The organism is Massilicoli timonensis (assembly GCF_900199515.1).
GTDB classification, from domain to species: Bacteria; Bacillota_I; Bacilli_A; order Erysipelotrichales; family Erysipelotrichaceae; genus Massilicoli; species Massilicoli timonensis.
Genome location: NZ_LT963434.1, coordinates 1,771,194 through 1,792,367 on the forward strand (window position 1 = coordinate 1,771,194; position 21,174 = coordinate 1,792,367).

General features: G+C 42.7%; 24 protein-coding genes. 23 read left to right on the forward strand and 1 reads right to left on the reverse strand.

Going from position 1 to position 21,174, the window contains the following annotated elements; translation table 11 throughout:
• Window positions 1-7: 7 nt before the first annotated feature.
• Window positions 8-1,414, reverse strand: a complete 1,407-nt coding sequence (locus C1712_RS10860) for a phospholipase D family protein (RefSeq protein ID WP_219718862.1) — start codon at window positions 1,412-1,414, stop codon at window positions 8-10.
• Between the two features lie 182 nt (window positions 1,415-1,596).
• Between C1712_RS10860 and C1712_RS10865 the strand changes: the two genes are divergently transcribed.
• The 23 genes from C1712_RS10865 (at window position 1,597) to C1712_RS10975 (ending at window position 21,171) form a co-directional block, all read left to right on the forward strand.
• Window positions 1,597-2,661 (forward strand): glycosyltransferase family 2 protein, encoded by a 1,065-nt coding sequence (locus tag C1712_RS10865; RefSeq protein ID WP_102269123.1) that lies wholly within the window; start codon window positions 1,597-1,599, stop codon window positions 2,659-2,661.
• Between the two features lie 133 nt (window positions 2,662-2,794).
• Window positions 2,795-3,415, forward strand: a complete 621-nt coding sequence (locus C1712_RS10870; RefSeq protein WP_180963130.1) for a lysophospholipid acyltransferase family protein — start codon at window positions 2,795-2,797, stop codon at window positions 3,413-3,415.
• 44 nt (window positions 3,416-3,459) lie between these two features.
• Window positions 3,460-4,140 carry an MgtC/SapB family protein gene (locus C1712_RS10875; RefSeq protein ID WP_102269128.1) on the forward strand — a complete coding sequence of 227 codons (681 nt, stop codon included), beginning with the start codon at window positions 3,460-3,462 and terminating at the stop codon, window positions 4,138-4,140.
• A 123-nt stretch (window positions 4,141-4,263) separates the two neighbouring features.
• Window positions 4,264-4,755, forward strand: coding sequence for a hypothetical protein (locus C1712_RS10880; protein WP_102269130.1), 492 nt, complete (start codon window positions 4,264-4,266; stop codon window positions 4,753-4,755).
• A 94-nt stretch (window positions 4,756-4,849) separates the two neighbouring features.
• Complete coding sequence (locus C1712_RS10885; protein WP_102269132.1) at window positions 4,850-5,854, forward strand: NAD-dependent epimerase/dehydratase family protein; 1,005 nt, start codon at window positions 4,850-4,852, stop codon at window positions 5,852-5,854.
• A gap of 83 nt (window positions 5,855-5,937) precedes the next feature.
• A complete protein-coding gene (locus C1712_RS10890) occupies window positions 5,938-6,774 on the forward strand; it encodes a DegV family protein (RefSeq protein ID WP_102269133.1) in 837 nt (278 codons plus the stop codon).
• Between the two features lie 13 nt (window positions 6,775-6,787).
• The gene (locus C1712_RS12785) at window positions 6,788-6,925 is read left to right on the forward strand and encodes a hypothetical protein (protein WP_180963131.1); all 138 of its coding nucleotides are present in this window, start codon (window positions 6,788-6,790) and stop codon (window positions 6,923-6,925) included.
• Window positions 6,926-6,985: 60 nt separating this feature from the next.
• Complete coding sequence (locus C1712_RS10895; RefSeq protein WP_102269135.1) at window positions 6,986-8,983, forward strand: DegV family protein; 1,998 nt, start codon at window positions 6,986-6,988, stop codon at window positions 8,981-8,983.
• A 38-nt stretch (window positions 8,984-9,021) separates the two neighbouring features.
• Complete coding sequence (locus tag C1712_RS10900; RefSeq protein WP_102269137.1) at window positions 9,022-10,248, forward strand: hypothetical protein; 1,227 nt, start codon at window positions 9,022-9,024, stop codon at window positions 10,246-10,248.
• Window positions 10,249-10,965: a PAQR family membrane homeostasis protein TrhA gene (trhA, locus tag C1712_RS10905; RefSeq protein WP_102269139.1), complete on the forward strand. Its 717-nt coding sequence runs from the start codon at window positions 10,249-10,251 to the stop codon at window positions 10,963-10,965.
• An 85-nt stretch (window positions 10,966-11,050) separates the two neighbouring features.
• Window positions 11,051-11,644: a CDP-alcohol phosphatidyltransferase family protein gene (locus C1712_RS10910; RefSeq protein ID WP_102269141.1), complete on the forward strand. Its 594-nt coding sequence runs from the start codon at window positions 11,051-11,053 to the stop codon at window positions 11,642-11,644.
• Window positions 11,645-11,733: 89 nt separating this feature from the next.
• Complete coding sequence (locus C1712_RS10915; protein ID WP_180963133.1) at window positions 11,734-12,369, forward strand: phosphatase PAP2 family protein; 636 nt, start codon at window positions 11,734-11,736, stop codon at window positions 12,367-12,369.
• A 498-nt stretch (window positions 12,370-12,867) separates the two neighbouring features.
• Window positions 12,868-13,140, forward strand: a complete 273-nt coding sequence (locus C1712_RS13055; RefSeq protein ID WP_245858148.1) for a winged helix-turn-helix domain-containing protein — start codon at window positions 12,868-12,870, stop codon at window positions 13,138-13,140.
• A 202-nt stretch (window positions 13,141-13,342) separates the two neighbouring features.
• Window positions 13,343-14,068 carry a sigma-70 family RNA polymerase sigma factor gene (locus C1712_RS13060; RefSeq protein WP_245858150.1) on the forward strand — a complete coding sequence of 242 codons (726 nt, stop codon included), beginning with the start codon at window positions 13,343-13,345 and terminating at the stop codon, window positions 14,066-14,068.
• A 183-nt stretch (window positions 14,069-14,251) separates the two neighbouring features.
• On the forward strand, window positions 14,252-14,455 hold the full coding sequence (locus C1712_RS10930; protein ID WP_219718865.1) for a hypothetical protein: 204 nt from the start codon (window positions 14,252-14,254) through the stop codon (window positions 14,453-14,455).
• A 180-nt stretch (window positions 14,456-14,635) separates the two neighbouring features.
• Window positions 14,636-14,815 (forward strand): hypothetical protein, encoded by a 180-nt coding sequence (locus C1712_RS10935; protein ID WP_102269143.1) that lies wholly within the window; start codon window positions 14,636-14,638, stop codon window positions 14,813-14,815.
• 84 nt (window positions 14,816-14,899) lie between these two features.
• Entirely contained in the window at window positions 14,900-16,597 is a 1,698-nt protein-coding gene (locus C1712_RS10940) for a recombinase family protein (protein ID WP_180963134.1), read from the forward strand.
• Window positions 16,587-16,796 carry a hypothetical protein gene (locus tag C1712_RS10945; RefSeq protein WP_219718866.1) on the forward strand — a complete coding sequence of 70 codons (210 nt, stop codon included), beginning with the start codon at window positions 16,587-16,589 and terminating at the stop codon, window positions 16,794-16,796. Before C1712_RS10940 ends, C1712_RS10945 begins: the two co-directional genes overlap by 11 nt.
• 228 nt (window positions 16,797-17,024) lie before the next feature.
• On the forward strand, window positions 17,025-18,335 hold the full coding sequence (locus C1712_RS10950) for an RNA-binding domain-containing protein (protein WP_102269147.1): 1,311 nt from the start codon (window positions 17,025-17,027) through the stop codon (window positions 18,333-18,335).
• Window positions 18,336-18,416: 81 nt separating this feature from the next.
• Window positions 18,417-18,668, forward strand: a complete 252-nt coding sequence (locus tag C1712_RS12790) for a hypothetical protein (protein ID WP_102269148.1) — start codon at window positions 18,417-18,419, stop codon at window positions 18,666-18,668.
• Window positions 18,669-18,730: 62 nt separating this feature from the next.
• Window positions 18,731-19,927 carry an ATP-binding protein gene (locus C1712_RS10960; RefSeq protein ID WP_102269150.1) on the forward strand — a complete coding sequence of 399 codons (1,197 nt, stop codon included), beginning with the start codon at window positions 18,731-18,733 and terminating at the stop codon, window positions 19,925-19,927.
• 414 nt (window positions 19,928-20,341) lie between these two features.
• Window positions 20,342-20,551, forward strand: coding sequence for a hypothetical protein (locus C1712_RS10970; protein WP_102269152.1), 210 nt, complete (start codon window positions 20,342-20,344; stop codon window positions 20,549-20,551).
• A gap of 83 nt (window positions 20,552-20,634) precedes the next feature.
• Window positions 20,635-21,171: a histidine phosphatase family protein gene (locus C1712_RS10975; protein ID WP_102269154.1), complete on the forward strand. Its 537-nt coding sequence runs from the start codon at window positions 20,635-20,637 to the stop codon at window positions 21,169-21,171.
• Window positions 21,172-21,174 lie beyond the last annotated feature (3 nt).

Here is a 21,174-nt window from a genome sequence, read left to right on the forward strand (position 1 = left end):
CATTCTTTCACAGAAATCTCCGAAGTAAAAGCATCAGAATCCTTATGATTTCGTAGTAAACGGATTTAGATGCAGACAGATTTCTGGAGATATAGTTCTTACCATATTTGTATTTCCCGTTGTCACTCATAACTCTGCTATACGTTTTGTCAATTTCGGCTTCCTTCCGAATAAGTGCATTTAACTCTGCGGAATCCACCGCTAGCATCAGCTCCGTATCCTGATAGGTGCTTCGCATATCGAAGTTATAGGAGCCGACGATGCTTAAACGCTCGTCCACCACAAGGGCTTTTGTGTGGGAGGAATGCTCGCCCATATACTCATGGACCCTGATTCCGGTTTTCCAGATATTCTGCTTCTGATTCATATAATCCGTACATCCCCATGGATTGGCGCCGCTGGCAACATGGTTTGTAATACACTCTACCTGTTTTCCATAGGAAGTAATGGCTGTTAAGTCGGCATACATTTCCTTGCTGAAAATAAGGTATGGCGTAAAGACTGTGACCTGTCTGCCGACTTTTATCAGTTGACAGAGAGAATACCACATCCACGGTTCTTTGTTTTTTGCTTCGATTGGATTGGTCAGCAAAGAAATTCTGCTTGCAGGCAGGGTGCGACTTTTATAGTTCCAATCCTCGTAAGCAGCCGGATACTGATTCCTCATCTTCTTATAACGAGCGTATAATTCAAGAAAAATAGCATCTGTCTGTATCCCCTCTTTTCCGAAAAAGAACCGGCTTTCTTCTATCCCCCAGACTGTTTCAAAATATGTCCGAAGCTGACAGATGGATGCTTCTTCACAGGAGGTTGTTTGATAGACAAAAAGCTCCCTGTCTATGTTTGGTTTGTCGGCGCAATCTCCCAAAAAGAGATCGAAGGTGTTTCGTCCGCCCAGCAGGTACATGGTATCGTCAATGATCAGGTACTTGTCGTGCATCCTGGCAGGCAAATCCCATGGACGATAGAGTTTCAAGGGATTGTATATTTTGATGGAGATATTTCTCTGTGCGGCAAGCGTCTGAAAGTAAAGATTGTTTCGCATATCAAAATAGCCGCTGATGCCGTCCACAATGATTTTTATTTCCACGCCGCGGTTTGCAGCGCCAAGTAGAGCGGCCATAACATCTTTTCCGGCATGGTCAGCATGAAAAGCAAAGGTAGAAAGAATTACACTCTTTTTCGCCCTCTCAATCATGTGCAGCCTGTAAAGCAGCGCTTCGGTGTTATCCCGAATATAGGCAACACGCTCGCACCCCGGAATATTGGAATAAAAGCGGCGCTTTTCAAAGCTGCACTTATAAGCATTGGAAATCTTTTTGTGGCGGATATAGGGAATAAACATGGCAGCCGGATAGCATATCCCCATAAATAAAATCAGCCCGCCGATTGCGAAAAGAATAGTCTCTGTCATAACTGTTTCTCCGTCCATTAAGAGTAGTGTAAGCCTATCATAATGGGTGGATGTTATTCTAATTCCTTGTTTATGTTAATGAAATGTAAAACACGCCCGTTTCATGCGGGAGATTTTACGTTTCATATCTCATTAACAAAAATTGAGAAGAGGATTAACATCCGCATTTTATTATACCTGTCATGAGAAATCTTAATGTCCCAATTTTGGAAGGGGGAGTTATTTTGAAAATCATATCATTTGTTGTGCCATGCTATAACTCAGCTGCGTATATGAGGAAATGTATAGATTCACTGTTAGTTGCCGGGACTGATGCAGAAATCATTATTATAGATGATGGCTCTGTGTCAGATGATACGGCAGTCATTGCCGATGAATATGAAAAAAATTATCCACATATCTGCAGGACCGTCCATCAGGAGAATGGAGGGCATGGCGAGGCGGTGAATACCGGGCTTCGCTATGCAATGGGACTGTATTATAAAGTTGTGGATTCGGATGACTGGCTGGATTGCGACAGTCTTCTCCTGGTAATTAAAAAGTTGAAGGCATTTCATGCTGCAAATATCTGTGTGGATATGATGATCTGCAATTATGTATATGAACACGTCTTAGACAACACATCTAAGACGATCAGTTACACCAATGTTCTTCCGGTGAACTGTATTTTTGGATGGAAGGATGTCGGCCATTTCCGCATAGACCAAAACCTTTTGATGCATTCGGTTATATATCGGACACAGGTACTGCGGGATTGTGGATTGGTGCTGCCAAAGCATACCTTCTATGTAGATAATCTGTTTGTTTATGTACCTTTGCCATATGTAAAGACGATGTATTATATGGATTTGGATTTATATCGTTATTATATTGGGCGTGAGGATCAGTCGGTCAATGAACGGGTAATGATAGGACGCATTGACCAGCAGATTCGAGTTAATAATTTGATGATTGATGCGTACAACCTTCCAGAAGACGTAAAGAATCGGTCTCTGGCACATTATATGATGAAGTATCTGGCTATGATTTCTCTTGTTACATCGGTTATGCTGATTATTTCAGGAACCGATGAAGACCGTGTGAAACGATGTTCATTCTGGAATGATTTTAAGAAAGGAAATCCCAAAATGTACCATCACATTCGTTATAGTATTCAAGGTATTGCCAGTAATCCACCGGGAAAATGGGCAGAGTCAGTTGTCATATGGGGATACCATATCGCACAGCGCATTTTTAAATTTAACTGATGAGACGCAAAGGTATGAAAAGATGAGCAGACTTAATAAGATCATTCTGAAAAACATATGGCATATCCCGGGGCTATTGATAAAACTGAACCGTATTCTCAAAGTCCCTAAAATGTACACGGAGGAAGAACGGATGGAACCGATCAGATACTTTTGTGAACGAGTTAAAAAGAGCGGTGACATCTCGGTAAAGGTATCTGGAAGAGAACATATTCCATCAGACAGAGGATTTATTTTTTATCCGAACCATCAGGGGCTGTTCGATGCGGTTGCGGTTGCTGACGGGACAGGGATTATGGTTTCTCCTCTTATTAAGAAAGAATTGATGTCCTATCCGTTGATAAAACAGCTTTTCAGTTGCGTAGACGCAATGCCGATGGATCGCAATGATATCCGGCAGTCGATGTGCGTGCTGCAGGAGGTGCAGAAACGGGTGGAAGCCGGAAAAGTTTGTCTGATCTTCCCGGAGGGAACCAGAAGCAAACAGGGAAACAAAATGTTGGATTTCAAGCCGGGAAGCTTTAAACCAGCGGTAAAAACCCGATGCCCCATTGTTCCCATCGCACTGGTGGATTCATTCAAACCCTTTGATACGAACACAACGGGCCATATAACGGTCCATCTTCATATCTTAAAGCCTCTGTTGTGGGAGGACTATCAGGGAATGACGACTACAGAAATTGCACAAATCGTAAAAGGAAAAATTCAGTGTGAGATGGAAACCATACTGTTGCAAAACGGAGAGCCAGTTTAAGACGTCTTCTTTTTTGAAAAACTGCTGCAGCGGAGGTGGAAAAAATGACGATAGTTCAATTTTTCTTGAATATAGGCGTAGCACTTGGCCTGGGAGGTGCTATTGGTCTGGAACGCCAGATTACAGGGCATTCCATTGGCATTCGGACCGGCGTGCTGGTTTGCATAGGAGCGAGCGTTTTTACTTCCTTTGCCTATTGTGTGCCGGACGGCGATGTGTCCAGAATGGCAGCACAGATTATAAGCGGTGTAGGTTTTCTGGGCAGCGGTATTATTTTCAAGGATGGGTTTAATGTCCGTGGAATCAATACGGCAGCGACTATATGGTGTACGGCTGGTATTGGCGTCATGGCCGGGGCTGGTCTGTATCTGTATGCCGCCGCTGTAACTGGATGCCTGATTGCGGTAAACATTGGTCTGCGTTTGCTATCTCATGAGATTGTACACTGGCAGATTACGGATGACAGCGGTGGATTTTTCTGCTTAAATTTGGCTTGTTCTCAAGAAGGCGAAATCGAAGTGCGTGAAAAGATTGTAGCGCTCTTATCTAAGAAGAAAAACGACCTGATTTCTCTGAACTGCCAAAAGCAGGCGTCACAAACTATACTGTTTGAAGCGAAATTTATCTATAGAGGAAAGAAATATATAGAGAATAATGAACGAATCGCCGGTGAATTGCTGCGTTTAGAGCCTGTACGTGATGTCAAATGGAATGTTTCGGCTTAAATAGCCGGAACATTTTTTTGCAAACCTATTTTGCGTTTCATATTTCATTAACAAAAATCGAGAAACTGACAAACAATCGTGGGATACCATTTAGGCATCAAAGAGGAAATGAGGGTTCAGAGAATGAAAAAAATATCTGTATTATTCACAAGACAGCACGACTGGTTCTCCAATCTTCTTGCAAAGCTGCGCGGGCACAAGTACAGCCATGTGTCCATTTCATTGGAAGAAGATAAGAGCGAGTTTTACAGCTTTAATATTAAGGGATTTGCCCGTGAAACCTATGAGAAATTCCGCCGGCACAATGTTAACAGCAGTATGCTGTATGAATTTGAAGTAAACGACAGTGCCTATAATGCGATACAGAGCAGAGTGGAAGAATTCAAGGCTCGATGCCAGGAAATGAAATATTCCTTTTTAAGTGTTGCGCTGTGTTTTTTCCACATTCCGTTGCATCTAAGAAAGCACTATTTTTGCTCGGAATTTGTGGCGGAAATGCTGGTGTCTTCCCAAGCGGCATATTTGTGGGAAAAACCCTCCATGTATCTTCCAGAACAACTGCGTTGGGAGTTGGATTGTCGGCCGGGAATCTGCAAACTTGCAAATGTGGTTTAACTTTCGGTGTTTAATATCTCATTAACAAAAATCGGGAAGTTGATAAACAACCGTGCTGTATCATACAGCCATAATCTGAATGGGGGCGTTAAAATTGAAGCGACTATATATTATCACAGGAGCAAAAGGACATTTAGCGAGTACAATCATTCGTTATTTGCGGGCTGAGGACTGTCATATACGGGGGCTGATCCTTCCAACAGAGGACGGCGAAGATGATTTTCAGCTTACCTATTACAAAGGCGATGTTACGAAACCTGAAAGCTTAGAGGCTGTCTTTTCAGATATCGAATGTAATGAAGTGATTGTAATTCATGCCGCAGGAATGATCAGCATTGAAGATGAGGTTTCGCCTCAGCTGTATCAGGTCAACGTAGAAGGAACGCACAATGTGATTGCTCAGTGCTTGCGTCATCACATCAAACGGCTGGTTTATGTCAGTTCCGTTCATGCTATTCCGGAAACGGATGAAAAAGCAACCATTTCGGAAACCGTGACTTTTTCAAAAAATTCGGTTATAGGAGCTTATGCTTCTACAAAGGCAGAAGCAACACAGGCGGTCATGGAGGCTGCAAAAAGAGGTTTGGATGCCGTAATCGTGCATCCTTCCGGAATTATAGGACCTTATGACAAAGGAAAAAATCATATCGTCCAACTGATTCAGCTGTACATTACCGGCAAGCTCCCAGCAGGCGTCACTGGCGGTTACGATTTTGTAGATGTGCGGGATGTGGCGAAGGGATGCCTGGAAGCAGCGGAGAAAGGAAAAACCGGCAACTGTTATATCCTTTCCAATCGTTATTTCACAATCAAGGAACTGCTGGGGTATGCCCGTAAAATTACAGGTGGCAGCAAAAAAATCTGTCTGCCCATTGGCCTTGCCCATGCTGTTGCCCCGCTTTTTGAGTGGAGCGCAAAGGTAAGCCATACAAGGCCCCTTTTCACGAAATATGCGTTATACACGATTTCGAGCAACGGGCATTTTTCTCATGACAAGGCAACTGCTGAACTGGGATATCGGCCGCGGGATATGCGAGCCACGATGACCGATACTATTCAATTTCTTAATGGGAAAAATGTGCCGTTGGAAGCAGGTTGAAGATAAGGGCACATATGATACGAGCAAAAATATAATGAACAAATTCAGGGATTGGATTTCCCTTTAATCAGGAGGTAAACAAAATGAGATGGAATATTATTATGGATTCAAGCTGTGATCTGCTCCCGGAGAGCAGTCAGAACGGAGGAGTGCAGATTTCCAGCGTTCCCTTTATTATCAGCGTCGGGAAAACTGATTTTGTGGACGATGAGCGCTTGGATACTTCGGTCATGCTGAATGCTATGGAACAGTGCCCGGAGGCAAGCCATACTTCCTGCCCTTCCCCGCAGGGATGGATCAATGAGTTTGAAAGGGCAGATCAGAGCATTGCTATTACAATCTCGTCAAAACTCTCCGGTAGCATGAACAGTGCTATGCTTGCAAAGGAAATGGTGCTGGAGCAGCATCCGGAGAAGAAAATCGCTGTATTGGATTCTCGTTCCACCGGCCCGGAACTGGCGCTTTGCGTGGAAGAAATGAAAAAGCAAATTGACAGCGGTGCAGATTTTGAGACCGTCGTGTCCTGCGCTTCTGCTTTTCTACAGAAAACCAAGGTTATGTTTGCACTTTCCTCTTTCAATAACCTGGTGAAAAACGGGCGCATGAGCAAAATCGCCGGTTTCGTTGCACGTAAGCTCGGTATGTGGGGAATCGGCCTTGGAAGCGAGGAAGGAACCATTGAAATCAAGGGGAAAGCCCGTGGGTCGGCAAAAGCGATTGCCATGCTTCTGGAAAACATGAGAGAAAACGGATTTTCAGGCGGGAAGGTTATGATCAGCCATTGCCAGAATCCGGCTTTCGCAGAAAAGCTCAAAAGCAAAATACAGGAGCTTTGGAAAAACTGCGATGTGCGAATTTTACCAACCAGGGGTCTTTGCAGCTACTACGCCGAACGCGGCGGACTTATTTTGAGCTATTAAGGAGGATTGCGTTATGAAAACTTGGGAAATTGCAGCAAGGATAGTGGGTTCTCTGGCCTTGATCGGCGGACTTATATGCGCGGCATTATCAATTAGTGAGCACTGTAAGAGAAAACAGATTGCTTGTGATGAGGAACCAATGTTCATATAGTTTCCCTGTGGGAACAGTTTGAAATCCACAAGCTAAAACTTATGTAAGGAGGATAGCAACGTGGCCAATATTCACGATTACCTGCATTGGCGCGGGGATTTACCAATAGAACAGTTTCCTTTCAATGAAGTAGATGCTCTGATTCTGGCGAAGCTGTCATACATACCGTTTGAAAAGATTTCTTTACAATCTGAGTCCACGCCGATTTCCATTCGGGCTGCGGCGCTTTCTCTGCTTGCCCTGCCGGATCTCGAACAGTGCGTTCACCTTAAAGACGATATAGATTTGCTGCGTGAGCTGTCCGGGAGCCTGCGGTTTTGCTGTATGCAGCTTACGAACTATGTGAATCAAATTGAGGAAGAAAATCAAACGCAGTTTTCAGCGATTACAGTTCATGTCACAGATCAATTCAATTATGCTGTATTCCGTGGAACGGACGCCACGTTGGTGGGATGGAAAGAAAACTTTAATATGAGCTTTATCTTTCCTGTTCCGGCACAAAAACGCGCATTGAAATATCTGGAGGATGTATCAACAGCAACAGACAGTCATTTCATTGTGGCCGGCCATTCCAAGGGCGGAAATCTGGCGATGTACGCCGCTGCCTTCTGTAATAAAGAAACGCAGGATCGAATTACTGCCGTATATAACTTTGACGGACCTGGTTTCAATGAAAAGGTGCTTGTCACGCCTGAATATCAGCGTATCTGCAGTAAGATGACAACCTTCGTCCCACAGGATTCCATCGTCGGCCTGCTTTTGGAACATGAGGAACAATACATTATTGTAAAAAGCATGGAAAAATCCGTTATGCAGCACGATATTTCTTCCTGGGAAGTGGAACGGGATCATCTTTTCTATCTCGATCAGGTAACGAACAGCAGCCAGTTTATCGACCGTACCCTGAAGGGGTGGATTGCTGATATGGATGTAGGTCAGCGAGAAAAATTTGTGGATGCACTTTATTCCATTCTCGCAAAAACCAAGGCGCATACGCTGCAAGAGCTGGATGACCGATGGTTTGAGTGTACCATGGTAATTTTGTCTACACTTGGAAGCTTAGATGAAGAAACACGAAAACTTATTACCGAAGCTTTGTCGCTTCTGGTAAAAAATGCAAAAAAGAATTTTGGGCAAATTAGCGAATTATGGGAAGTCCATGAATCTGTAGGAACCCCAAAAGTTAGAGGAAATCAAGATATGAACAATGTCATTATAACGGTTGAGTCGGGTTCTGATATGCCTAAGGATCTGGCACAGTATTACGGTATCCGTGTGGTGCCGATGCATATTACATTTGGAAATCAAACAAAAGACGACGGCTCTTTTCCGGTCTCCGATATCTGTGATTATTACGAAACAACCGGGAATATTCCAAAAACAAGCGGAAGCACGCCGAGTGATTTTATTACCATATTTGAACAAATCCACAAAGAGTATCCGAAAAAATCTATCCTGCACCTTGCCTATTCCGCAGTAACAACCTGTTCTTATCAGAGCGCCGTGCTTGCGTCGGAAGGCTGTGACTATATTGCCTGTGTAGACACAAAGCAGGTTACCGTAGGGCAGACTGCGATAGCAGTTCGGGTTGCGCAGGAACTGAAAAAACACCCAGAATGGTCTTTGGAAGAGGCTGTGCAGTTTGCGCAGAAGGTAATAAAAAGTACGGAAATGTGTTTTGCCCCCCAAAACCTATCTTTTCTTCGCGCAGGAGGCAGAGTTAGCAATGCTGCGGCTCTTATAGGGAATATACTCCATCTTCATCCGGTAATCGAGCTGAAAAGTGGCCGTTTGGTTGCTGTGAAAAAGTTGAGAGGAAAGATGGAGCGGACTATCCCTAAACTTATGGAAGAATTTACAACATCAAAAAATCTGGACAGAGAAATGATTTGGCTGGGCTCCACCATAGGCTTACCGGAAGACGTCAAACGGATTGCAGAAGATACCGCCCATAAACTTGGCTTCCAAACTATTTACTGGATATCTGCCGGCGGTGTTATTACAACGCATGGTGGACCGGGGGCGTTTGCAATGGCCGGTTATTCCGTTACAGAGTAAAATTCGTCGTTGCGGATGTCAGGAGGTGATGAAACAAAATGTGTTTTGAGTTGGATTGTGCATCAGCAATGTTTGTGCTGGGGAGAAGCGATAAACGAAATTATCTGATACGGTTATCCGTGTCATTATATCAGCCTATTGATTCAGAGGTTCTTCAGGCTGCACTGGATAAGGCTGCTCAGAGATATTCCTTCTTTTTTATATGTTTCAGAAGTGAAGGAAACCGATTGCTGGCGGAACAGGCAAAAGGCATACCTAAGGTCAGAGAAGAAGAACAAGTCTCCTGCCTGGAACTGTGGAAAGGTCATGAGAACTGTGAAGCAAAGGTTACTTACACTGATAAAACAATTTTTTTTGATTATTTTCATGGTGTGTCAGATGGGAAAGGCGGGATGGAATTTCTGCGGTATCTCACAGTGCAATATCTGGCTCTAAAATACCATGATAACAGCATCAAAGAAGGAATTTTTGTGAATCCAATTCAACAGCAGAAAGAAGACGGTTATCGGAAATATGCGAAAGGATTCAAAATAGGAAAATCCCATGGGGCTGCTTACCGGATAAAGGGTACTCCAGGACCAATGAAAATCAGCATGTATCATTTGTCTGTTGATGGTATGAAACAAATTGCAAAACGATATGGTGTCAGCATTACAGAACTTGTGACTGCATTACTTTGTATTGCCGTTTCAAATATTCAAAGGGAGAATCATAAAAGCTACAGGCAAAAGAAAATAAGATTGCTGGTACCTGTAAATCTCCGCACATACTTTCCCAGTAACACCATGAGGAATTTTACTTTGAATGTCCGACCAGAAATCGATCCGGAGAAAGCGTTGGACTTATCTGCAATATGCGGGGAGATACATCAATACATGGAAAAAGCAGTAGAACCAAAGAAATTAGCAGGCCAGTGTGCAGCGGCAGTTAAATTATATAATTGTAGTCTTGTAAAAATGCTGCCTGTATCTGCGAAAAAGCGTTTGGTGCAAACCGCTCTGGATGTATCAACAGCGGGCTGCACCATGACGTTTTCCAATATGGGAGTTATTGATTTACCAGAGAAGATGAGCACATATATTTCGGATTTTGGAATGGCTTTCAGCGTAAAACCTGAGGTTCCTTATAGCTGCTCTCTAATTTCCATAAAAAATAGAATGTGCCTTACGCTTTTAAGAACGATAAAAGAGCCATTGTTAGAAATACAAGTTGAAAAGCTTCTGCATAATCTTATAATCGACTTTGAAAGACAGGAGGTTGAATAAATGGATGCGTTTTTAGATAAATATATTTTTCCTTATACGGGAAAATACTTTGGCCGGGCGTTGAAAACAAGAGATGGATTTCCCATTTATACACGCAATGAAGAAATGTTCAATACCATTTCTCATGCATTGGGAATTTTTATGGGAATTGGAATGCTTTTTTTCAGTATCTTAAATCACCATTCTGAAATGGGTATGTACGGCGGTATTATCTTCGGTGTTTCCATGATTATTTTGTATTTGGCGTCAAGTGTTTATCATGGGACATCGCCGGAAAATGTGAAGGAGAAAAAGATTTTCCGCCTTTTTGACCACTGCTCCATTTTTATTCTGGTTGCGGGAACATGTTCGCCTTTCATTTTGGATTTGATCGACAATCAGTCCGTTGACATCGAGTGGGCTTTCTATGGGTTATTGTGGATTTTTGCGATTGGTGGAATTACGCTCCTATGCATCGACATGAAGAAGTATAAGTCGATTGCAGTTGTTATGTACGTTTTGATGGGAGCTGCGCTTGTCATACGGGCGGATTCGTTTATTCAGATAATCGGCAATACCGGAATGTGGCTTCTGCTGGCAGGCGGTGTTGTATATTTAATCGGTTTATTATTCTATGGCCTTGGTTCCAAACGGAAATGGATGCATTCTGTGTTCCATGTTTTGTGTTTGGTGGGAAGCGTACTGCATTGTGTTTGTGTCGGTGCATTTGTAATTTGAGTGGTTTTGATTGAAACAATAAATTCAGTTAGGGAACTGAATTTGATGAAATATCATCATAAATTTGTTGCGAGGAGGGCGTGTGATGGAACCGGAACTGCAAAAGAAAACCAATGAGAAGAAAAGAATTTTTACTGTACCGAATATGCTCTCCTTGTTTCGGTTATGCCTGATTCCAGCTATCGTCTGGTTTTATATTGTGATACAGAATAGTTTTGCAACTGGATGCTTTCTGCTTCTTTCTGGAGCAACCGATTGTTTGGATGGCTTCATTGCCAGACGTTTTTCTATGATCAGTGACCTTGGTAAGATACTGGACCCCGTTGCAGATAAATTGACACAGGCGGTTATGCTAATCTGCCTGCTGGTCCGTTTCCGCCTGATGGCGTTTCCACTGGCTTTACTTATCATAAGAGATATTTGTATTGCGGTACTTTGCATCGCGCTTATACGGAACACTGGCATTGTGCCCCAAGCCGTCTGGCATGGGAAAATAGCCACGGCTTTACTGTATGGCACGATGGTACTCCATGTGTTTTGGGGTTCGATCCCGCCAGTTGTTTCGACAGCATTCATTGCCGTTTGTACGCTGATGATCGGTGTTTCCCTTGTCCTGTACCTGACGAAGAATATTAAGCTGTTGCGGCAAAAGGGTAAACCATCCGGTAAAACAAAATGAAATACTGAAAGGTATTCAATTTTAAATGCAGCAGAAATCATTACGCAATACATTATAAATGCTTATACAAATCAGAAGGAGTGATGAAAATGCGGCTCGGACCGCCGGCAGTGGATTATCGACATTTCAAATTTTCTAAACTGAATACACCGGAATACCGGCATTTGATATTGTTGCTGTATTGGCCTGCATTCGGCCTCCTTTTTATGGTGGTGGAGCGTTTGTGGATTCGTGAAAGCTATTACCCAATTTCCTGTTCTTTAGACAACGCCATCCCGTTTTGCGAATATTTTTTGATTCCATATTTGTTTTGGTTTGCCTTTTTGGTGGGCATTCATCTTTATACCCTTTTATATGATGTAGAGTCGTTCAAAAGACTAATGAAGCTTATCATGTTATCTTACTCTGCGGCTATACTCATCTATATGGTATTCCCGAACTGTCAGGAATTGCGCCCTGTGGCATTTGAACATGACAACCTGCTTACGTGGTTTATAGAAGGTTTTTATCAGTTTGATACCAATACAAATGTGTGTCCCTCTCTCCATGTAATTGGGTCATCTGCGGTTATGGCGTGCGCATGGCACAGCAGGCATTTTTCTACCAAGGGATGGAGAATGGCATTCTCTAGTGGATATACTTGTCGCTCTGCCAATCTGTGGGTTTGCCTATTACTTTGCCTATGGGAAAGAAGAAGTAAAAGAAGTTCGAGCGACTGGAGCTAACCTCAAAGAGGTTCATCAAAAAGGCAGTTCTGCATAAGAGAAAATTATTTTCTCAGGTGGTAAGCAGTTCTGTGGGACTCCCGCCGGTCTATACGTTGATTGCAGTGTTGTTCGGCGGAAAGCTCTTTGGCATCTCTGGAATTATTTTTTTATGTTTGCTGTAGTGTTTGATTTTGTTAGGAGAATGTTACCAAACGAATGGAACACTGAAAGTAAAAATATGTTCGATAGTACGAAAGACATTATGAAAACTATTAAACATATTCAAAGAGGTGATCTTATGGGAAATTAGTTGTACTGGATATATCTGAAACTGGTAAACAAATCGGTGAAAAATTGCTTCTCCTGCTTAATAAAAAGCAACAAAGGGAACTTATTCAAACCCTTCTTGAAAGTACAGAGAAGATAAAAGTTGATGTTCTGTCCTCACATTTAAAGTATAGCTGGCAGCAAGTCAACCCTCTTACCGAAATTCGGGAGGGCGATTTATACGTCTGCTTGGAACAACGACTTGTAACTGTTCACGAGCAGGAAATATATTTAACCGTAAAAGAGTTTGACATTCTTGCGTTGCTCATTATGAATCCAAATCGGGTATTTACTTATGAACTTATCATGGATTTGGTATGGAATGAGGATTATACCTACTATTCCCGGAAAGCAATCAATAATCATGTAAGTAACCTTCGGAAAAAGTTAAAAGTACGACCAGACGATTCCGACTATATCAAAAGCGTTACCGGAATAGGCTATAAATTCGCACTTCCATAATAGGGCCGTTAGGAAAAAATCTTTCCTAACGGCCTTGTTTTGTTATATGTCCTGTTAATAATTGTCGCAATTTGCGATGAGCCTGAACGAAAACAGGATACTTTAGGAAAAATTCAAGCAATCTGTTCCCTATAATCTTTCCTCAAAGGAGGCTGATTATAATAAAACCTTCTGTGCCTCTTTCGTGGGAAGGGATGTGCGGATGCTGCCAAAAGATACCGGACAGCTAAAATGTTGTGTTTTATATAATGCCTTATATGCCGTAATCCAAGTGATATGGATTGCGGCATTTTTTAACTCGACAAAATTTGATATTTTTCCGCACATCCCGATTCGTCGTGCACTCGTATTCGTATGGGTGCGCTTTTTTGTGCTCGTTTTTCAGGAATATGGCAGCATTTTTACACGTTGCCGCTCCCCTCCCTCTGATTTCGATTTTGCCAGTAACCAACTTAAAAATCGAAATTGGAGGATACCTATGAAAGAGATCAATCTGCGGGATTATTACCCGTTTTATAGAACAGAGACTATTGTGGAAGTACCGGACGAAGTGGCTGATTTGCTTTATCAATACAAGCTGAACGAGGCTGCCTATGCCCTGCGTACATACCGACATAAGGCTTATTTCTCACTGGACTATGATGCAAATGTTGAGCGGGACGCTCTGGTAATTGTTCTGACACCTGCCGATATTTTCGAGCAGAAGGAAGAAAACGAAAAGCTGTATAAAGCTCTGGCCTATTTGCCAGAGAAACAGCGCAATCGTATTTCTTCACATTTTCTGCTGGGAATGAGCTTATCAGAGATTGCCAAAAGTGAAGGTTCTGCTGTCAGCTCCGTGCATGAAGGAATACAGCGTGGACTCCGACGTCTGAAAAAAATTTTGGAGAAAATGGAGGAAGCCCCCGAAAATAAGCCTCAAAAATGAAATGAATAATAGAGGGACATATTCGGCGGACAAGCCCGATGGGTGCGGCCAGACAGCAATGCTCCGGTCCATCCCAAACTGTGAAATGTCATAACTGCCGTACCCTCGCTGCTCTTTGACAACTGAATATACGTTGCTATAGGTACGTCATTCTGTGTTTCGAGCGGCAAATGGGGCGGCGCAATGACAGGCAGCCAGGGAGGTGATGAATCAGGCTGTCCGAGCGATCAACGTAACTCATTGACCTGGCTGTGGCAGGCTGGGCGCGATGACAGCACAGATCATAATGGTACTTTTTCACAATCCCTCACAGACTTGAAGGGAAGTCCCTGCGGTGTGCGTTTGCTTTGGCAAAGCGGCGGCATATGCGGGGCTATGATGCGGTGAAGCTAACCGCAGCCTATAGCAACCCCGCTTTGTATATTCAGAGCTGCCGGGGGGCGTGGCAAATACGGTAAGTAAAATCGAAATCAGATACAATGAGCCGGACTTGTACTTTTTATAGTATGGGTCCGGCCTATTCATGTGCTTTTGAAAACCCAATAAATTTAAGAAGGAGGCGATTTTATGGGGCGTATCGAAGTTTCAGGTGCAAAGCTGGCGGAACCTTATGCGAAGCATATCGGGAAAGTGAAATTTCAAGTTACTTCCTTTGGTAATCCCCGAAGCAAGGATTCCCCGCAGAAATTGATTCTGCAAATGCTGGAAACTAAAGTTATGGAAGAAAGGATGACTAACAGACCTTAAATTTCCGCAGGCTGCTGTGTTTTCTGTGAGAATGCGATATAATAGAGGTGCGAACAACTGGGTCTGTTGTTGGAAAGGATGGTTATGAGCAGATTAAAACAACAGATCAGAATTACCGCTTTATATTGCAGACTTAGCAGAGATGACGAGTACAGCGGAGACAGCGCCAGTATTCAGACACAGAAAACAATGTTGAGCCAATATGCAAAAGAACATGGCTTTGCAAATTGCGAGTTTTTTGTGGATGATGGGTATTCCGGTACAAATTATGAACGTCCTGACTTTAAGCGTCTTATGAAACTGGCAGAGGACGGCAAGGTCGCTGCAATCATTGTAAAGGATTTATCCCGCCTCGGTCGTGACTATCTGAAAACAGGCTATTACACCGAAGTGATTTTTCCTGAATATGATGTACGGTTTATCGCTATCAATGATGATGTGGACACGAGCAAAGGCAGCAATGAGTTTGCCCCGTTCAAAAATATCATTAACGAGTGGTACGCCAAAGATTGCAGCAAGAAAGTGAAGTCCGCTTTCAGAACCAAAGCGCTGAACGGAGAATATACCGGAGGCTACCCGGCTTTTGGGTATCGTAAAGACCCGGATGACAGACATCATTTGATTCCCAGCGAACACGCGCCCATTGTGAAACGTATGTTTCGTATGGCGTTGGAAGGAGTAAGCTGTTATCACATCGCCAAAACGCTGGAGGCGGAACAGGTTCCTACACCACGGGCTTTCCTATGCGACAAGTACGGAAAATACGTGGCAAATGCACAGGTTAAGCACCCATACGCATGGGCGAAATCAACAGTGTATCAGATTTTGAGTAATCCCATTTATCTGGGCAAGCTGGTAAGCTGTCGTTATCAGACACGTTCTTTCAAAGATAAGAGAATTGTGCCAAGACCTGAAGAAGATTGGATTACAGTGGATAATACCCATGAGGCGTTAGTTGATGAAGCTACCTTCAATACGGTTCAGGCGCGTATCAGTGTCAAGCAGCGTCCGACATGGGAAAATTCAGATAATATGTACCGGGGGCTTTTAATTTGCAATGACTGCCGTACCCGTATGGTGTATTCCCGCAGGACAGGACGAAAATCCAAAGGACATTTTTGCTGTAACACCCACCGCAGGTATGGCGGAAAGGAATGCTCCAATCACTATATTACGTTGGAGCAGATAAATGAAATCCTTTTGGGAGACATTCACCGTCATGCAACACTGGCCGCTGCGGATAAAGATTTGTATGTGGCTCACCTGATGCGGCTGTCAGAACAGGAATGGGATGGCGAAAAATCGTCATTCCAGAAAGAGGCTGAAAATTGCAAGCGAAGGCTTTCTGAAATTGATACTCTGATCCAACGACTTTATGAGGACAATGTTCTTTACCACAAAATCTCTGATGAACGGTATGCAAGCCTTTCTGCAGTGTATGAAGCGGAAGCGGCAACCTTGAAATCTCGATACAGTGAACTTCAAAATTTGCTTTCCGGCTACAGCAAACAGACAAGAAATGCTAAGGAATTTGCCGAACTGGTTGAACACTACACAGACATTACAGAGCTGACGGAGACACTTTTACACACGCTGATTGATAAGATCATTGTGCATGAGAAAGAAGTTATCAACGGAGAGATTGTAATGAAAGTAGATATATACTACCGCTTTATCGGCAAAGTCGGAGACGAAAACGGCGAGGAAATTAGAGCTCCCAAAATGCGCAGAAATACAAAGTTACTTATGGAGGCCGGAGTGCTGACAGAACATGAGGCGTAGATGGTCTTCTCAAAAAGTGGTGCGCAATAAACAAAACACTCCGGGGATCATCAAGTATCCGTTTTGGCAGATGACCTATCAGAACCCGAAGGCGGTGTATGCCTGTGTGAACCAGGGGGAGGCGTTTGCACCGAAAGAGATTGAAGAGCGGTCGATTTGCATTGATGGGGATATTGGGGAAGTGCTGGAATGCTTATAAAAGTATTTCTGCAGAATATATCCTTGTCTAAAACAGGCACACTCAATATACACGGTGTGTACTAAGTGATAGCCGCAAAATTTGCGACTGCTATTCCACCATAAAGGAATCGAAAGAATACTGTATTGGTGTCGTCTCCTATTTTGTTCTACTCATTCTAACCATCTTATTGACAGTAATGGTTAGAATGAGTAGAATATGGTTAGAATAAAATAGGGAGGCGGTCAAATGATTTTTCAGGAAAGTGAAACGGTTGAACTAAAAGCATTCGTGGTGGAGAATATAAAAAAAGAAATCATTGCTTTTGCAAATTGCGAAGGCGGGAAGTTGTACGTCGGCGTTCAGGATGATGGAACAGTATTAGGATTGGATAATCCGGATGAAGTTTCTTTACAAATCAGCAATATGGTTCGGGATTCTATTAAACCGGACTTGACGATGTTTCTCCACTATGAAACATTGACGGTAGACGGAAAGAAAATCGTTGCAGTCGATGTCCAGCAAGGAACAGAAAGACCGTATTATATTGCAAAAAAAGGTATGCGCCCGGAAGGCGTCTACGTCCGTCAGGGGTATTCCTCCGTTCCGGCTACCAATACGGCAATCCGGTGCATGATTAAAGAAACAGATGGAGACCGTTTTGAGGAAATGCGGTCTTTGGAACAGAACTTAACATTTGAAATCGCAAAAAAGACATTTGCGAAACGAAATGTGGCATTTGGAGCTGCACAGATGAAAACACTGGGACTGGTAACGCAGGATGGTGTCTATACCAACTTAGGTCTGCTGCTTTCAGACCAGTGTGTGCATACAATTAAGGCTGCTGTTTTTCAGGGGACAAATCAAAACGAATTTAAGGATCGGAAAGAATTTACCGGGTCTTTATTTCAGCAGATGGATGAAGTTTACGATTTTATCGATTTTCGCAATCAAACGCATTCCACTTTTGAGAAACTGTATCGTATTGACAGGCGGGATTATCCTGAAACCGCAGTAAGAGAGGCCCTTTTGAATCTTTTGGTTCATCGGGAATACTCGTTTCGGGCCAGTTCCTTCATCAGTCTTTATACAGACAGACTGGAATTTACCTCTATTGGCGGTTTGGTAAATGGTGTAACCTTAAAAGATATAACAATGGGGATATCGGTTTGCCGGAACGTGAAATTGGCAAATATATTTTACCGTTTGGAATTGATAGAAGCTTATGGAACAGGGCTTGTAAAAATCATGGATGCCTACGAGGGAACCGGGATGATGCCACGGATTGAAACATCTAATAATGCATTTAAGATCATTCTTCCTAATCTAAATGCAATTACAGAATCAGCAAAACCGAAGCAGATCGGTTTAGAAAAAGACATACCGGAAAAGAAAGTGATTGCTTTGACAAAAGAACAAGGGTTTATTACAAGAAAAGAAGTTGAAATGCTGCTTGATATGGGCCAGTCATCATGCGGACGTTTATTAAAGAAAATGGTAGAGAATGGTTTGCTTATACAAGGGGGCAAGGGGAAGAATACACGATATAGATTGCCATGATAAGAACTGAAATTTGGATCGAGTTCAAAGTGGTACAATAAATAGAACACTCCAGAGATTATGAAATACACGTTCTGACAGATGACCTATGAGACCAAGGGCGGTGTACGCCAGCGTGAATCAAGGAGAGGTGTTTGCGCCATCTGCAATAAAAAACAGGCCGACTTGCATGAATGGGAGATTGGAGAAGTGCTGACTGCGCTGAGAAGCAGTATAGATCAGTGGCAGCAGTCGGGTATATGTTCTTTTTCGTTGCCAGAACAGTTTCAAAAAAATAAAAAAAATTTGGTTTTGAAACTGCCTGCTTGTGTAAACTATTCTATGATAGTATAATAGATTTCAAGATAGAGTTTCAAAAACGTAAAAATATTGATTTTTTGAAACCGGGAGGGCGTATGAAAACGATAACTAGGACAAAGTATTTGGAGCGAATCATTGAACTAAATCAGACTCCGGATATTAAAATTATTACAGGAATTCGCCGTGCAGGGAAGTCAGAATTGATGCGGGCATATATTTCATATCTGAAGAGCCATTTTGAAAATATCAATATTATCTTTATTGATTTTATGGATATAGAATATGAAGGACTCAAAGAATACCACGCGCTTCACACATATGTGGAAGCGCATTATCAGGCGAAAAAAACGAACTATGTTTTTGTGGACGAGGTTCAGATGTGTCATAAATTTGAACTGGCAATCAACAGTCTCTATTCGAAAAGAAAATATGATATTTATATTACAGGTTCCAATGCTTTTTTGCTGGGGGCGGATTTGGCGACTTTATTTACCGGGCGCTATATCGGGATTCATGTGTTTCCTTTTAGTTTCCGAGAATATTGCCAGTTCTATGATGAGATTGACGATAAAGAGAAATTATTTGATGAGTATATGATAAAGGGAGGATTGGCTGGTTCTTATGTTTATAAAACAGAGGCAGACAGAATCCGCTATGTTAAGGAAGTTTATGAAACGATTGTTACAAGAGATCTTGTACAGAAATATTCTTTGACGGATACTCTGGTTTTGCAGCGGCTGAGTGAGTTTCTTATGGACAATATCAGCAATCTGACTTCGCCAAATAAAGTCAGCCGGCTTCTAACTGCAAATAAGACAACTACCAACCATGTAACTGTCGGCAGATATATTAAATATTTGTGCAGTGCTTTTGTTTTTTATGATATAAAACGCTATGATATTCGCGGAAAGAAATACCTTGAAAGCTCTGAAAAATTTTATCTGTGTGATACAGGTATTCGCTATGCGATTCTGGGAAGCAGGAACATGGATTATGGAAGGGGATACGAGAATATGGTCTGCATGGAACTGCTTCGCCGGGAGTACACGGTATATGTTGGGAAACTGTACCAAAAGGAAATTGACTTTGTAGCACAAAAGGGAAATGAAAAAATATATATTCAGGTCAGTGATAATATTTCGGATTCCAAAACTCTTGAAAGGGAATGCCAGCCATTACTGCAAATCCGTGATGCTTATCCCAAGAAAATTATTGCACGGACACGACACCCTAAATACAGTTATGAAGGAATTGAAATTTGTGATATTGTTGACTGGCTATTACAGGAATAGAAACGGCGTGCAATAAACAAAACACTTCGAGGATCATCAAATATCCGTTCTGGCAGATGACCTATGAGAGCCTAAGTACGGTGTATGCCTTGTGAAACAAGGAGAGGTGTTTGTGCCATCTGAAATAAAAAACAGGTCGATTTGTATGAACGGGGATATTGAGAAAATACCGGTCGTGCCGGATGAATGAAACAAGTAAATCATCACAGTTTGATGCACATCTTCCCCTTCATGACCCTACTCATTTCAAAAAAGCAAAACTACCGGTTTTGAAAACATCTCTTTACACGATCATTTTTTGCATCTGACAATCCTATGCGACATACAAGAAATAAGAAAATGAGAGAACGCACTTTCACGAATCGACAGGAAAAACACGTCTGCTTTGATAAAGTTTAGCTAGGAGGAACCCCTATGCGTAAAAAGATCGGCATGGCGATGACGATTGCCGGGCTGCTGCTGTACTTTCAGCCTAACTTTGATGTAGAACAGATCGTTTATTATTTTCAGTTTTTATGTGACCGTTACTGGCCGCTCGCATTAGCGGCAGGCGGCTTTTACCTGATGAATTTTCAGCTGTATCATCCTTCTCGCCACCGTCGTAAAAAATCACTGCGTTCATAACCGTAAAAAAGCGTAATTTCCTGCTTCACGCATGGAGTTTTCGCTTTTTTCATGTTAAAATATAAAAAACGAGGAGGGGTGGAATGAAGGTATATTTTGTACGGCATGGGCAAACGGACTGGAATGTGCAGTCACGTATTCAGGGGCAGTCTGATATTCCTTTGAATCAGCGAGGGATCGCACAGGCAAAAGCGCTTGCGGCACAGTTAAAAACGCTTGCGATCGACTGTATCATCACTTCCCCTCTGCAGCGTACAAAGCAGACGGCAGCGCTCCTAAATGAAACCTTGCAGGTGCCGATACTGGAAGAAGAAGGCTTAAAGGAACGTGACTTCGGTGAGTTTGAAGGTGTTTTGAAATCAGAAATGGACTTCGATGCCGCCTTCGATTACGAACAGGACCGGCATTATGAAAGCTGTGAGAATATCAGGGATTTTTATGAACGCATTTATACGTGTCTGGATGAATTAAAAAAGAAGATGGCAGGACAGAGCGTGCTGTTAGTTGCGCATGGCGCCGTCAGCATCGCCATATATTATTATGCACAAGGGAAGCAATACGATGGCAGCCCTACTTCGCATATTGCCCCAAATGCCGAATTGGTCTGCTTTGAACTGTAAATG

Excerpts from the sequence above, each read along its gene's own strand:
- C1712_RS10860 (WP_219718862.1), bottom strand. The coding sequence starts at position 1,414 with ATGACAGAGACTATTCTTTTCGCAATCGGCGGGCTGATTTTATTTATG.
- C1712_RS10865 (WP_102269123.1), top strand. The coding sequence starts at position 1,597 with ATGAGAAATCTTAATGTCCCAATTTTGGAAGGGGGAGTTATTTTGAAA.
- C1712_RS10870 (WP_180963130.1), top strand. The coding sequence starts at position 2,795 with ATGGAACCGATCAGATACTTTTGTGAACGAGTTAAAAAGAGCGGTGAC.
- C1712_RS10875 (WP_102269128.1), top strand. The coding sequence starts at position 3,460 with ATGACGATAGTTCAATTTTTCTTGAATATAGGCGTAGCACTTGGCCTG.
- C1712_RS10880 (WP_102269130.1), top strand. The coding sequence starts at position 4,264 with ATGAAAAAAATATCTGTATTATTCACAAGACAGCACGACTGGTTCTCC.
- C1712_RS10890 (WP_102269133.1), top strand. The coding sequence starts at position 5,938 with ATGAGATGGAATATTATTATGGATTCAAGCTGTGATCTGCTCCCGGAG.
- C1712_RS12785 (WP_180963131.1), top strand. The coding sequence starts at position 6,788 with ATGAAAACTTGGGAAATTGCAGCAAGGATAGTGGGTTCTCTGGCCTTG.
- C1712_RS10900 (WP_102269137.1), top strand. The coding sequence starts at position 9,022 with ATGTGTTTTGAGTTGGATTGTGCATCAGCAATGTTTGTGCTGGGGAGA.
- trhA (WP_102269139.1), top strand. The coding sequence starts at position 10,249 with ATGGATGCGTTTTTAGATAAATATATTTTTCCTTATACGGGAAAATAC.
- C1712_RS10910 (WP_102269141.1), top strand. The coding sequence starts at position 11,051 with ATGGAACCGGAACTGCAAAAGAAAACCAATGAGAAGAAAAGAATTTTT.
- C1712_RS10915 (WP_180963133.1), top strand. The coding sequence starts at position 11,734 with ATGCGGCTCGGACCGCCGGCAGTGGATTATCGACATTTCAAATTTTCT.
- C1712_RS13060 (WP_245858150.1), top strand. The coding sequence starts at position 13,343 with ATGCTGCCAAAAGATACCGGACAGCTAAAATGTTGTGTTTTATATAAT.
- C1712_RS10930 (WP_219718865.1), top strand. The coding sequence starts at position 14,252 with ATGACAGGCAGCCAGGGAGGTGATGAATCAGGCTGTCCGAGCGATCAA.
- C1712_RS10935 (WP_102269143.1), top strand. The coding sequence starts at position 14,636 with ATGGGGCGTATCGAAGTTTCAGGTGCAAAGCTGGCGGAACCTTATGCG.
- C1712_RS10940 (WP_180963134.1), top strand. The coding sequence starts at position 14,900 with ATGAGCAGATTAAAACAACAGATCAGAATTACCGCTTTATATTGCAGA.
- C1712_RS10945 (WP_219718866.1), top strand. The coding sequence starts at position 16,587 with ATGAGGCGTAGATGGTCTTCTCAAAAAGTGGTGCGCAATAAACAAAAC.
- C1712_RS10950 (WP_102269147.1), top strand. The coding sequence starts at position 17,025 with ATGATTTTTCAGGAAAGTGAAACGGTTGAACTAAAAGCATTCGTGGTG.
- C1712_RS12790 (WP_102269148.1), top strand. The coding sequence starts at position 18,417 with ATGACCTATGAGACCAAGGGCGGTGTACGCCAGCGTGAATCAAGGAGA.
- C1712_RS10960 (WP_102269150.1), top strand. The coding sequence starts at position 18,731 with ATGAAAACGATAACTAGGACAAAGTATTTGGAGCGAATCATTGAACTA.
- C1712_RS10970 (WP_102269152.1), top strand. The coding sequence starts at position 20,342 with ATGCGTAAAAAGATCGGCATGGCGATGACGATTGCCGGGCTGCTGCTG.
- C1712_RS10975 (WP_102269154.1), top strand. The coding sequence starts at position 20,635 with ATGAAGGTATATTTTGTACGGCATGGGCAAACGGACTGGAATGTGCAG.